Raw genomic sequence first — 12,561 nt, 5'->3', positions numbered from 1 at the left:
TTCAGCTTTTTGCAGTACCGAGGACATCGCTCAATGGTCGTCGATGGCCAGCAGACCACTGACCCGTGAAACCAGTGTGTCGACGGCGAACGGTTTGGTCAGCACCTGCATGCCCGGGCCGAGTTGGCCGTTGCCGATCACCGAGTTTTCCGCATACCCGGTGATGAACAAGGTCTTGAGTTTCGGCCTTATTTGCCGGCCTGCATCGGCCATCTGCCGGCCGTTCATGCCGCCCGGCAAGCCGACATCGGTGATGAGCAAGTCGATGTGTTCAGTGGAGCGCAGGGTTTCCAGGCCCTCGACGCTGTCGCCCGCTTCCAGCAGGTGATAACCGAGGTCGCTCAGGACATCCTTGAGCAACATGCGCACGGTGGGTTCGTCGTCGACAATCAGGATGGTCTCACCCGCTTTTACCTGCGCAGAGGTGGTGCTTTGCGCATCATCGTGAGGGTTGATTGCATCGCCGCAGTATCGTGGCAGGTAAATCAACATCGTCGTGCCCTGACCCACGCTCGATTGCACCCGCACCTGACCACCGGATTGCTTGGTGAAACCGTAAATCATCGAAAGCCCCAGCCCGGTGCCTTGGCCCAGGGGCTTGGTGGTGAAAAACGGGTCAAAGGCTTTGGCGATCACCTCAGCACTCATGCCGGTGCCGGTGTCGCTGACCGACAGGCACAGGTATTGCCCTTCGGGCATGTCCAGCGCCCGCGCCGCTTCAGCATCCATGGCGCGGTTGGCGGTTTCGACGGTGATGCTGCCGCCATCGGGCATCGCATCGCGGGCGTTGATGCACAGGTTGAGCAGGGCGTTTTCCAGTTGACTGGCGTCGACCAAGGCCGGCCAGAGATCAGCGGCGGTGACCGTCTTCAGGCGAATGCTCGGGCCAACCGTGCGCTGGATCAGCTCGCTCATGCCGGCGATCAGCGCATTGATTGCGGTCGGTCGCGGATCGAGGGTCTGGCGTCGAGAGAAAGCCAGCAAGCGATGGGTCAGGGCGGTCGCGCGTTTAGCGGCGTCCTGGGCGATCAGCATGTATTTGTCGATGTCGTTCACACGACCTTGGGCGATGCGTTTTTCCATCAGCTCAAGCGATGCGCAAATGCCCGCCAGCAGGTTGTTGAAGTCGTGCGCCAGACCGCCAGTGAGTTGCCCGACCGCTTCCATTTTCTGCGATTGGCGCAGCTTTTCTTCGGCCTGCATCAGGTCTGCGGTGCGCGCTGAAACCCGCTGTTCCAGTGTGTCGTTGAGCGCTTTCAGGGCGGCGGTGACGCGGTCGCGTTCGGCTTCGACATTGCGCCGGTCTTCGACGTCGATAAGCACGCCGGGAAAGCGCAGCGGCGTGCCGTCTTCGGCGCATTCGACGCGACCGTTCGCCTCAATCCAGGTGTAATGACCATCGGCACCGCAGACCCGGTACTGGTGAGAGTAGGGACCGCCGCGGGCGATGACTTCATTGATCGCCGCCGTGAGTCCATCGCGGTCATCGGGATGCACGGTCCTCACCACTTGCTCCAGACTCAGACCGTCGCGGCCCAGCGCTGGATCAAGGTTGAACACCCGGGCAAAGCCTTCATCGACGCTGAAACGATCGCTGGGCAAATGCCAGTGCCAGGTGCCGATAATGGCGCCGGCGGAGAGGGCGAGTTGCACCCGTTCGACGTTTTCCCGAGCGACTGCTTCGCTGATGCGCAAGCGCTCCTGCGCGGCGCGGCGCTCGGTCACGTCGCTGAAGAAAATCGCGATCTGCCGTTCGGCCGGGTCGCCGACACGCACGGCGCGCACGTCGAACCAGCGTTCGAAGGTATTGGCGTAGTTCTCGAAGTTCGCCGGCTCGCCGGTCTTGGCGACGTGGCCGTAAGTCTCGAACCAGAAGCTTTCCAGGTTGGGCGCAAACTCCGTCACCCACTTGCCGCGCAGGTTGACCCCGGCCTGACGTTCGAACGCCGGGTTGGCCTCGACAAAGCGATAATCGATCGGGCGGTCGTCGGCGTCGAATTTGACTTGGACGATGGCGAACGCGGCTTCGATGGTTTCCAGAATGGTGCTGAAACGCTCCTCGCTGCGGCGCAGTGCGGATTCGGCGCTGCGCGAGCGCGTCAGGTCGAGCATCGCCCCGATCATGCGTTCGGCCTGGCCGTCGGCGTTGCGAATCAGATGGCCGCGATCCAGCACTTCGGCGTAGGAACCGTCCTCACAGCGGAAGCGATACTCAGCGCTCCAGAGGGTGCCCGCGCCATCAATTGCCGCGCGAATCGAGGCCTCGACCCGCGCACGATCCTGCGGGTGGATCTGCGCAAACCGCCAGTCACAAGTGGGTGCGATGGCCGCCAACGCATAGCCATACGCTTCCTGCAGTGCGTCGCTCCAGAGGATCTTGTCTGTCGTCAGATCCCAGTCCCAGACGGCATCGCTGGTCGCCTTGACGGCCAGGCGCAGGCGCGTGACCTCGGACTCAAGCTCCTCGCGAGTAAGCTGTTTCAGGATGTCCACCCTTCATGCGTTGTGTTTGTTTGCCTTGCGCGCAATCAGCGAACTGCCGTGAGCTTTCACAAGTTTTGTCAGGCATTGACCCGAGGCGTCTGGTTTAAGTTGCACGGGGGCCACGGCTCAAGCGCTTTCATAACGATTCGCCGCGATCCAGTCGGTCCAGCAGGCTCTGCCCGCGTTGCCAGAGTGCCTCCTGCTTTTCTGGCGACATGCGATCGAGGTTTTTGTAGATCATGCCCATGCGTTGATTGCCGCGCAGCAGGTCGCCGTGGCGCATCAGAAAATGCCAGTACAACGCATTGAACGGGCAGGCGTTGTCAGCCGTGGTTTCGCGCACGGAGTAAGCACAGTCGCGGCAGTAGTCGGACATCCGATTGATGTACTGGCCGCTGGCGCAATAAGGCTTGGAACCGAGGTAACCGCCATCGGCGTGCATGACCATGCCGAGGGTGTTGGGCAGCTCGACCCAATCGAACGCGTCCATGTAAATGGCCAGATACCATTCACAGATCTCGCTGGGCGCGATGCCGGCGAGCAGGGCGAAATTGCCGGTCACCATCAGGCGCTGAATGTGATGGGCGTAGGCGTGTTTGAGGCTTTGGCCGATGGCTTGGCGCATGCAGTTCATCTGCGTGGCGCCGGTCCAGTAAAACTCGGGCAGAAGCCGCGTGTTGCCGAAAGCGTTGCCTTCGGCGTACTCAGGCATGGCCAGCCAATAAACGCCACGGACGTATTCACGCCAGCCGATCAGTTGACGGATAAAGCCTTCGGCAGCATTGAGGGGAATGCTGCCTGCCCAATAGGCCGACTCGACATCGCTGCACAACTGCCGCAAATCCAGCAGGCCAATATTGAGCGCGGCGCTGATGCGCGCATGGAACAGAAACGGTTCGTCACTGGCCATGGCATCCTGATAATCGCCGAACCCGGCCAGGCCATAGTCGAGAAAGTACGCCCACAACGCTTGGGCGTCGGCGTGGGTCACCGGGTAGTTGAATGTATCGAGACTGCCGTAGTGATTGGCGAAGCGTTCCTTGACCAGTGCGAGCACGTCGTGGGTGATTGCATCGTTGGCAAACCCCACCGGGTAGGGCGCCTTGACGGTTTTGGGCAAGCTTTTGCGATTGTCTTCGTCGAAGTTCCACGCGCCGCCGACCGGGGTGCCGTCACCGTTGAGCAACAGACCGCTTTTGCGGCGCATCTCGCGATAGAAGAACTCCATGCGCAGCTGTTTTTTGCCAGCAGCCCAGGCGCGGAATTCGTCGCGACTGCAGAGGAAACGGTTGTCGGCATGCCAGTGAATCGGCAAGCCACAGTCCTTGAGCGACTGCTCCAGACGCCAGTCGCCGCATTCGGTCAGGTGCAATTCGCTCGCCTGCAGGTGCGCCTGCCAGCGGCGTAACTCGCCGGGCACCGAGCCGCTGTTCTGCGGGTCGTCGAGGGTCACGTAATGCACACGCTGGCCTTGGTTCTCCAGCGCCTGCGCGAAGTGACGCATGGCGCTGAAGATCAGCGCGATTTTTTGCGGATGATGGGCGACATGGCTGGCTTCCTCCATGACCTCGACCATCAGCACGCTGTCGCGTTCGCGATCCAGACCGGCCAACGAGGCCAGATCAAAAGACAACTGGTCACCGAGGACCAGGCACAGCCGATGGATTTTGTTCATGGGCACGGATTCAGCGTAATGAGCGGCAGCAGGGCGCCGAGCGGACGTTTAGACGTTAAGTCCGGATAGTTGTACAGATTGTAGTTGGTGTATAGGTTTTTGTGCGTGAGATCGATATAAAAGCACAGCCAGCGCGCCTGAGGTTCCAGGTGCGCTGGCTGTTTTAGAAGAGATGTTTAACGTTTAACCGGGATAAACCGGGTAATCCACATAGCCCTCGGCATTGCCGCCGTACACGGTGGCCGGGTTCAGTGCATTTAGCGGCCAGTCATTGGCAATGCGTGCCGGCAGATCGGGGTTGGCCATGAACGGGCGACCGAAAGCGACCAGGTCCGCCAGCCCCGACTCAAGCAGTTGCGCACCGGATTCCGCGGTGTAACGCCCGGCATAAATGATCGCGCCGCTGAAGGTGTCGCGCACTGCCTGACGAAACGTTTGCGGCATCGCCGGCGCGTTGTCCCAATCGGCTTCGGCGATGGACAGATAAGCGATGCCGACGTCCTGCAGCACTTTGATCGCTTCGATGTAGGTGGTATGCGGATCTTCCTCGACCATGCCCAGATAAGTCCGCGCTTCATCGGTGGTGGTGAACAGCGGAGCGAAACGCACGCCGACTTTTTCCTTGCCGATGCACTCAGCCACGCCAGCGACCACTTCTTTCAAAAAGCGCAGACGGTTTTGCAGCGAACCACCGTATTGATCGGTGCGCAAATTGCTGTGGGCAGAGATGAACTGGTTGACCAGATAGCCGTTGGCACAATGCAATTCGATGCCGTCGAAGCCGGCGTCCATCGCGTTGCGTGCCGCCTGGATGTACAGCTGAACCAGCTTCTGAACTTCATCGGTGCTCAGTGCACGAGGGGCCGACGGCGGGACCAGTTCACCGGCGCCGGGCGCGGTTTCGATGAACACGCTGACACGGTCAGTGGCCACGGCGGAGGCGGACACGGGAGCGGCGCCACCCGGCTGCAACGCGGTGTGGGAGACGCGGCCCACGTGCCAGAGCTGAGCGAAAATCACACCGTCGACGGCATGGACAGCCTCGGTGACTTTGCGCCATCCGGCGATTTGCTCCGGCGTATGAATGCCCGGCGTCCACGCGTAACCCTGGCCACGAGGCTCGATCTGCGTGCCTTCGGTGACCAGCAAACCGGCGCCGGCGCGCTGTTGGTAATACTCGGCCATCAACTCGTTGGCGATGTTGCCCGGTTGAGTGCTGCGCTGGCGCGTAAGGGGCGGCAGGACAATGCGGTTTTTCAGGGTGTGGTTGCCCAAAGTGGCGGGTGTGAAAAAAGGGCTGTGGGTCATGGGTTACCTTGTCTGTGGTTTATTAGACCAGTCGACTATTTATTGAGCGAAAAAATAACGCCGAGCAATACGCGCCCGGCGTTCAGAGGGTTGTGCGAGGGTTTCAGCCGAGCATTTCCAGCAGCTTTTTGGCGACAGCCGCGGAGCTGGCAGGATTCTGGCCAGTGACCAATTGCCCGTCAGCAACCACATGAACCTGCCAGTCAGCGACTTTCGAGTAATGGCCGCCGAGACGCTGGAACTCGTCCTCGATCAGGAACGGCACCACATCGGTCAGGCCGACGGCAGCTTCTTCGGCGTTGGTGAAACCGGTCACCTGACGATGCTGCACCAGTGGGTTGCCGTCGGCTTTAAGAGCGTGACGCAACACACCCGGTGCATGGCAGACAAAACCGTGTGGCTTGTTGGCGCGGTCAAAGGCTTCGATCAAGGCGATCGATTGCTTGTCTTCGGCCAGATCCCACAGCGGACCGTGGCCACCTGGGTAAAACACGGCATCGAAGCCATCAGCGCTAACGTCGGCCAGGCGACCGGTGTTGGCCAGTGCCTGTTGCGCGGCCGGATCCTTGCGGAAGCGATCGGTCTCGGCAGTCTGGGCATCGGGCTCATCGCTTTTCGGGTCCAGCGGCGGTTGGCCACCGGCCGGAGAGACCAGGGTCACATCGGCGCCGGCGTCCTTGAAGGCGTAGTAGGGCGCGGCGAACTCTTCCAGCCAGAAGCCGGTTTTCTTGCCGGTGTCGCCGAGTTGATCGTGGGAAGTCAGAACCATCAAGATTTTCATAGAGCACCTTGTTTGGAGCGGGTGTCTTCGAAGGAGCGAAGGATTCGCACATCGGCCACACCGGTCAGAATACGTTTGTCGGGGCGCAGCATAGATTCCAATTAGACCAGTCGTCTAGTAATTTTTTATCCTGGGGTTTTTCATCGACAGGTGTGGCAAACTTCCGTTCCTCGAAATATACGACTGGTCTATTGCCTGGTAATGTGCGCCCCATGAAACCGACCTACGACGACACCCGCCAACATTTGCTCGACACCGGCCACCGGATGATGGCCGAGAAAGGCTTCACCAGCGTCGGCCTCAACGAAATCCTGCAAACCGCCGGCGTGCCCAAAGGCTCGTTCTATCACTACTTCAAATCCAAAGAGCTGTACGGCCAGGCCTTGCTCGCGGATTACTTCGTTAGCTACCTCGCCGACATGGAGCGGCGCCTGACGCTGCCGGGGTTGAGCGCCTACGAGCGGCTGATGGATTACTGGCAGGGCTGGCAGAACCGCTGCACCCTCGAAGGGCATGGCGATGAGTGTCTGGTGGTCAAGCTCAGCGCTGAAGTGGCCGACCTGTCGGAGTCGATGCGCCTGACGTTGCGCGATGGCGCCGAGCAAGTGGTGGCGCGCATTACCCTGTGCATCGAGCAAGGCCAGGCCGAAAACAACCTGCCTCAAGGCGACGCCCGGCATCTGGCGGAAACCCTGTATCAGCTGTGGCTGGGCGCGAGTTTGCTGAACAAGCTGCAGCGCACCGGGCAGTCGCTTGAGACTTCGATGGCGATGACGAAGCAGCTTTTAGGCGTTTGAGCTGATCCCTCGGGTATTCCCTACAACCGCGCATCATTGTCCTGTCTGAGTGGACGGTGAAACACATTCCAGCCGATTTATCCCTTTTCGATGCGTCAGTAATCTGTGTCCAACTTGAACGCAACAACACACTCCAACATCGAAAAGGGACGCAGACCATGACCACTCCAACTTACAACCGCTTGAACAAAGACGACGCCATCGTGCTGCTGGTCGATCACCAGACCGGTTTGATTTCGCTGGTGCAGGACTTCTCGCCAAACGAGTTCAAGAACAACGTGCTGGCCTTGGCTGATCTGGCCAAGTTCTTCAACTTGCCGACCATCCTCACCACCAGTTTCGAGCAAGGCCCGAACGGTCCGCTGGTGCCGGAGCTGAAAGAGATGTTCCCGGACGCGCCGTACATTGCTCGCCCAGGTCAGATCAACGCTTGGGATAACGAAGATTTCGTCAAAGCGATCAAAGCCACCGGCCGCAAGCAGATCATCATTGCCGGTGTGGTCACGGATGTGTGCGTAGCGTTCCCGACCTTGTCGGCGCTGGCGGAAGGGTTTGAGGTGTTTGTGGTGACCGATGCATCCGGCACCTTCAACACCACTGTGCAACAAGCCGCGTGGAGCCGCATGACCCAGGCTGGCGCACAGCTGATGAACTGGTTCTCGGTGGCGTGTGAGTTGCACCGCGACTGGCGCAACGACATTGAAGGCTTGGGCAATCTGCTGTCGCAGCGTATCCCGAACTACCGCAATCTGATGAACAGCTACTCGGCGCTGACGGCTCAGCAAAAGTAAGCCGACGCGATGCAAACGAAAAAGCCTGCCCTGAAAAGCAGGCTTTTCGTTTTTCCGCGATTGCTGTTTAGCCTGCCAGCGTCGCGTTATCGATCACGAAGCGATATTTCACATCGCCCTTGAGCATACGTTCGTAGGCGTCGTTGATCTGATCGGCGCGGATCAATTCGATGTCGGAAACGATGCCGTGCTTGGCACAGAAATCGAGCATTTCCTGAGTCTCGGGAATGCCGCCGATCATCGAGCCGGCAATCGTGCGGCGCTTCATGATCAGGTTGAACACGTTCGGCGATGGGTGCGAAGTGGCTGGCGCGCCGACCAGGGTCAAGGCGCCGTCGCGTTTGAGCAGCACGAGAAAAGCGTCGAGGTCGTGTGGCGCAGCGACAGTGTTGAGGATCAAGTCGAATGTCTTGGCGTGCGCGGCCATTTCTTCGGCATTGCGCGACACCACAACTTCGTCGGCGCCCAGTGCTTTAGCCGCTTCGCGCTTGGATTCTGAAGTGGTGAAGGCCACCACATGCGCACCCATGGCGTGGGCCAGTTTGATGCCCATGTGACCGAGGCCACCGATGCCGACTACGCCGACTTTTTTGCCCGGGCCTGCATTCCAGTGACGCAGTGGCGAGTAGGTGGTGATGCCCGCACACAACAGCGGCGCAACGGCGGCCAGTTGCGCTTCGGGATGACCGATACGCAGCACGTAGCGCTCGTGCACGACAATGTTTTGTGAATAGCCGCCCAGCGTCCAGCCCGGCGCGTCCGGGGTCGGAAAGTTGTAGGTGCCGATCATGCCGTCGCAGTAGTTTTCCAGACCCGATTCGCAGTCGTCGCAGTGTTTGCAGCTGTCGACGATGCAACCGACGCCGACCAGATCACCGACTTTGTAATCGGCGACATGGGCGCCGACGGCCGAGACGCGACCGACGATTTCGTGGCCCGGTACGCAGGGGAATTGGGTGCCGGCCCATTCGGCGCGCACCTGATGCAGATCCGAATGGCAGATGCCGCAGAAGGCGATATCGATCTGCACATCGTGGGCGGCCGGGGCGCGGCGGGTGATCTGCATCGGCTCAAGCGGTTTGTCGCCAGCGTGGGCACCGTAGGCTTGTACAAGCATGGGAACATCCTCAATCGGTTGGTCGTGTTGCCATTCTTGCTGTTCTGCCCGCCAGCGAAATAGTGCATTCCTGTGCAATCCTTGCCTGATCCTGTGAGCGGTTGTGACGTTGCGTTGACAGACGCCCGCGGTGTTTGCCGTTAATCTGCCGACTCGCTGACTAAAACAAGATAAAAACGGAGTCATTGATGCAACCGATTCGTCTCGGTCTGGTGGGCTACGGCAAGATTGCCCAGGATCAACATGTGCCGGCGATCAACGCCAATCCGGCGTTTACGCTGGTGTCTGTCGCCACCCAGGGCAAGCCTTGCCCGGGTGTAGAAAACTTTCAGTCGTTGGGCGAGTTGCTGGAGAACGGCCCGCCGGTTGACGCGATTGCCTTCTGCACGCCGCCACAAGGCCGCTTCGCCTTGGTGCAACAAGCGCTGGCGGCGGGCAAACATGTGTTGGTGGAAAAGCCGCCGTGCGCGACCCTGGGGGAAGCGCTGGCGCTGGTGGATCAAGCGGCGGAGCAGGGCGTCAGCGCCTTGTTCGCCTGGCATTCGCGCTACGCGCCGGGCATCGCGGCCGCCCGCGACTGGCTGGCCACGCGGACACTGCAGAGCGTGCAGATCGACTGGAAAGAAGACGTGCGCAAGTGGCACCCGGGGCAAGCGTGGATCTGGCAACCCGGCGGCCTCGGCGTTTTCGATCCGGGCATCAATGCCTTGTCGATCGTCACCCATTTGCTGGCGCTGCCGCTTTTCGTCGAATCGGCGGAATTGCGCGTGCCGAGCAACTGCCAGTCGCCGATTGCTGCCTCGATCAAAATGTCTGACCCACGCCTTATCGACGTGCGTGCCGAATTCGATTTCGACCATGGCCACGACGAACTCTGGAGTATCCAGATTCGCTGCGCCGAAGGCACGTTGCGCCTGGACAACGGTGGCGCGCTGTTGAGCATCGACGGGGTGCGCCAGACCGTTGCCGAGGAGGGCGAGTACGCGGCGGTGTACCGGCATTTCCAGCAGTTGATTGGCGAGAAGACCAGCGACGTCGATGTGCAACCGTTGCGTTTGGTCGCGGACAGTTTTTTTGTCGGCAGCCGAGTCTCGGTTGAGGCGTTTTACGATTAGAGGGTGTTCGGCTGTCCCGGCCCAGTGATTTGGGTCGCCCAGCGAAAGCCTGCCCTTAACGGCAGGCTTTTTCGTTTGTACACCGTTCGTCCAGTGCCCGGCACTTGCGCTGCGCGGTCGTCTCTCACGTTTAGGCACGGATTTCCCGTGTACCCGTACGGAGCAGCAAGCATGGACATCGATGAAAATGCACCGGGCAACCGCTCACAGCAAGACGTTACCCGCACCACCGACAATGAGACGGGGCATGATCCGAAACGGGATGCCCCCGAGGCTCCATTGCCTGCCGACGATGAGTCGCCGGTCGATGAAGACATGACGGATGTAGAGGCCAACAACTCGGTGTCGAGCGAGCATCCTGAGTCGCAATGACTGGACTGAACAAGTGTGAGGGGCAAGCCATGACCACGTCATTCAAGGTCGGCGACGCGGTTCACTGGAACAGCGAGGCCGGCGAGATTCGCGGCAAGGTTGTCAAAGTGCATACCCGGGATGTCGAGTTCATGGGCCGCCATCGGCCGGCTTCCAAGGATGATCCGCAGTACGAAGTCAAAAGTGACAAGACCGGGCATCTGGCGATGCACCACGGCGCCGCGCTTCATCGCGCAAAATGACCGATCTAATGCGACGAAACGAACTCGGATGGCTTGGCTGGCGCCGGTAAAGCATACGTCGCCTTCATCCATTCAATTTCCGCCTGCGGCGTCCGGCCAAAAAAGCGTTTGAACTCGCGACTGAATTGCGAGGCACTTTCATAGCCGACGTCGAACGCCGCCGCCGAGGCGCTTATGGCTTGGCGCAGCATCAGCAGGCGCGCTTGATGCAAACGGGTCGACTTCAAATATTGCATCGGCGAAGTGTCGGTCACGCTGCGAAAATGCAGGTGAAAACTCGGCACGCTCATGCTCGCTTCGTGGGCGAGTTGTTCGACGTCGAGGCGCTGCTGATAGCAGCTGTGAATCTTGCGGATCGCCCGGCTCACCTTGCCGAAATGCCCCTGACGATGCAGCGCGGCGCGCATTGATCCGCCTTGCTCGCCGGTGAGAATGCGGTAATAAATCTCGCGCACCAGCGCCGGCCCGAGGATCTGCGCCTCACCGGCCACGCTCATCGCCTCAAGAAAACGCAAGGTCGTGGCGCGCAGCGAATCGTCCATCGGCGAGGCGTACATGCCTTTGGGCTCGGCGTCGCTGGGGCCATGCACCTCATCGACTTGCAGCATCAACTCGCTGGCCAACTGGAAATCCAGGTGCATGTAAATCGCGAGCATCGGCTCGGCAGCCGTGGCGTCCGTTTCCATGGTGAACGGAATCGGCACCGACACGACAAGATAATGCTGGGCGTCGTAGACGTAAGTGTCTTCACCCAGATAACCGCGCTTGCGACCCTGGCAGAGGATGACGATGCCGGGGTCGTAGAGCACCGGGGTGCGGGTCAGCGGTCGATTCGAACGCAGGAAACGCACATCATCGAGCGCGCTGAGGTTGTAGCCCTCGACCGGGGCGAGGGTTTCCATCAAGTGCACCATGCGCGCGGTGCTGGCATCGGCCTGCGTCATTGCTTCCTCTCTCAGTGATCGGTGGAGCGGCTCAGCGCTTGCCATTGATCAATCTCGTCGAGCGCCTGTTGCAGTCGGTCACGCACCAGCGCCAACGCATCGCTGCCGAGCAGCAGATGGGCGGGCGGCGCGGGGCTGGCGATAATCTGCAGCATCGCTCGCGCAGCCTTTTGCGGGTCGCCGAGCTGCTTGCCGCTTTTCGCTTCCCGGGCTTGGCGGATCGGGTCAAAACTGGCGTCGTAATCGGCAATGCTGCGCGCAGTGCGTTGCATCGAACGCCCGGCCCAGTCGGTGCGAAACGAGCCGGGCGCCACCGCCGTGACGAAGATATTGAAGGGCCTCAGCTCTTTGCTCAGGGTATCTGAGATCCCTTCAAGCGCAAATTTGCTGCCGCAGTAATAGGCGATGCCGGGCATCGTGATGGTGCCGCCCATGGATGTGATGTTGAGAATGTGGCCGGCGCGACGCTGGCGGAAGTAGGGCAGGAAGGCCTTGGTCACGGCGACCGCGCCGAACACATTGACGTCGAACTGACGGCGCATGTCCTCCAGCGGCGATTCTTCGAAAATGCCTTCGTGACCGTAACCGGCGTTGTTGACCAGCACATCGACCGGGCCGTGCGTCGCTTCCACTTGGGCGACGACGCTGTCGATGCGCTGGACGTCGGTGACATCGAGCATGACTGCGTAGGCGTTATCGGGGGAAAGTGACTGAACGCTTCGCAAATCGGCTTCGTTGCGCACGGTGCCGATGACGCGGTGCCCGGTAGCAAGCGCTTCTTTGGCCAGAGCATGGCCAAAGCCGCTGCTCGCGCCGGTGATGAACAGGGTTTTGCTGCGACTCATGACAATCTCCCAAGCTCAGGTGTGGAGCCATGGTAGCGATCTGCATACGGCGCACCTATGCCGGTTCGTCTTCGAGCCTTGCCTATTCCT

General features: G+C 60.4%; 12 protein-coding genes. 5 read left to right on the top strand and 7 right to left on the bottom strand.

Going from position 1 to position 12,561, the window contains the following annotated elements; translation table 11 throughout:
- Nucleotides 1-30 precede the first annotated feature (30 nt).
- From ACQ4OE_RS05610 to ACQ4OE_RS05595, 4 genes are all read right to left on the bottom strand, one after another.
- Nucleotides 31-2,493, bottom strand: coding sequence for a PAS domain-containing protein (locus ACQ4OE_RS05610; protein WP_430946033.1), 2,463 nt, complete (start codon nucleotides 2,491-2,493; stop codon nucleotides 31-33).
- A gap of 127 nt (nucleotides 2,494-2,620) precedes the next feature.
- Complete coding sequence (locus ACQ4OE_RS05605) at nucleotides 2,621-4,159, bottom strand: cryptochrome/photolyase family protein (RefSeq protein ID WP_430946032.1); 1,539 nt, start codon at nucleotides 4,157-4,159, stop codon at nucleotides 2,621-2,623.
- Between the two features lie 183 nt (nucleotides 4,160-4,342).
- Nucleotides 4,343-5,467 carry an alkene reductase gene (locus tag ACQ4OE_RS05600; RefSeq protein ID WP_430946031.1) on the bottom strand — a complete coding sequence of 375 codons (1,125 nt, stop codon included), beginning with the start codon at nucleotides 5,465-5,467 and terminating at the stop codon, nucleotides 4,343-4,345.
- A 103-nt stretch (nucleotides 5,468-5,570) separates the two neighbouring features.
- Nucleotides 5,571-6,248, bottom strand: coding sequence for a type 1 glutamine amidotransferase domain-containing protein (locus ACQ4OE_RS05595; RefSeq protein WP_430946030.1), 678 nt, complete (start codon nucleotides 6,246-6,248; stop codon nucleotides 5,571-5,573).
- Between the two features lie 212 nt (nucleotides 6,249-6,460).
- On the opposite strand from ACQ4OE_RS05595, the gene ACQ4OE_RS05590 reads away from it, so the two are divergent.
- Nucleotides 6,461-7,045, top strand: coding sequence for a TetR/AcrR family transcriptional regulator (locus ACQ4OE_RS05590; protein ID WP_430946029.1), 585 nt, complete (start codon nucleotides 6,461-6,463; stop codon nucleotides 7,043-7,045).
- Nucleotides 7,046-7,203: 158 nt separating this feature from the next.
- The gene (ycaC, locus tag ACQ4OE_RS05585; RefSeq protein WP_122595530.1) at nucleotides 7,204-7,836 is read left to right on the top strand and encodes an isochorismate family cysteine hydrolase YcaC; all 633 of its coding nucleotides are present in this window, start codon (nucleotides 7,204-7,206) and stop codon (nucleotides 7,834-7,836) included.
- Between the two features lie 67 nt (nucleotides 7,837-7,903).
- Here ycaC and ACQ4OE_RS05580 read toward each other — a convergent pair whose 3' ends face one another.
- Nucleotides 7,904-8,953, bottom strand: a complete 1,050-nt coding sequence (locus tag ACQ4OE_RS05580; RefSeq protein WP_122595531.1) for an NAD(P)-dependent alcohol dehydrogenase — start codon at nucleotides 8,951-8,953, stop codon at nucleotides 7,904-7,906.
- Nucleotides 8,954-9,141: 188 nt separating this feature from the next.
- Between ACQ4OE_RS05580 and ACQ4OE_RS05575 the strand changes: the two genes are divergently transcribed.
- The 3 genes from ACQ4OE_RS05575 (at nucleotide 9,142) to ACQ4OE_RS05565 (ending at nucleotide 10,682) form a co-directional block, all read left to right on the top strand.
- A complete protein-coding gene (locus ACQ4OE_RS05575; RefSeq protein ID WP_430946028.1) occupies nucleotides 9,142-10,068 on the top strand; it encodes a Gfo/Idh/MocA family protein in 927 nt (308 codons plus the stop codon).
- Between the two features lie 171 nt (nucleotides 10,069-10,239).
- Nucleotides 10,240-10,440: a hypothetical protein gene (locus ACQ4OE_RS05570; protein ID WP_122595533.1), complete on the top strand. Its 201-nt coding sequence runs from the start codon at nucleotides 10,240-10,242 to the stop codon at nucleotides 10,438-10,440.
- Nucleotides 10,441-10,469: 29 nt separating this feature from the next.
- On the top strand, nucleotides 10,470-10,682 hold the full coding sequence (locus ACQ4OE_RS05565) for a DUF2945 domain-containing protein (RefSeq protein WP_430946027.1): 213 nt from the start codon (nucleotides 10,470-10,472) through the stop codon (nucleotides 10,680-10,682).
- Between the two features lie 5 nt (nucleotides 10,683-10,687).
- Here the strand turns inward: ACQ4OE_RS05565 and ACQ4OE_RS05560 are convergent, their stop codons facing one another.
- Entirely contained in the window at nucleotides 10,688-11,626 is a 939-nt protein-coding gene (locus ACQ4OE_RS05560; protein ID WP_430946026.1) for an AraC family transcriptional regulator N-terminal domain-containing protein, read from the bottom strand.
- A gap of 11 nt (nucleotides 11,627-11,637) precedes the next feature.
- Entirely contained in the window at nucleotides 11,638-12,471 is an 834-nt protein-coding gene (locus ACQ4OE_RS05555; protein ID WP_430946025.1) for an oxidoreductase, read from the bottom strand.
- Between the last annotated feature and the right edge of the window lie 90 nt (nucleotides 12,472-12,561).

The organism is Pseudomonas sp. WC2 (assembly GCF_050586545.1).
Lineage (GTDB): Bacteria > Pseudomonadota > Gammaproteobacteria > Pseudomonadales > Pseudomonadaceae > Aquipseudomonas.
The sequence above is the reverse complement of the archived record's forward strand: the minus strand, read 5'-3'. Positions and strand labels throughout refer to the sequence as shown.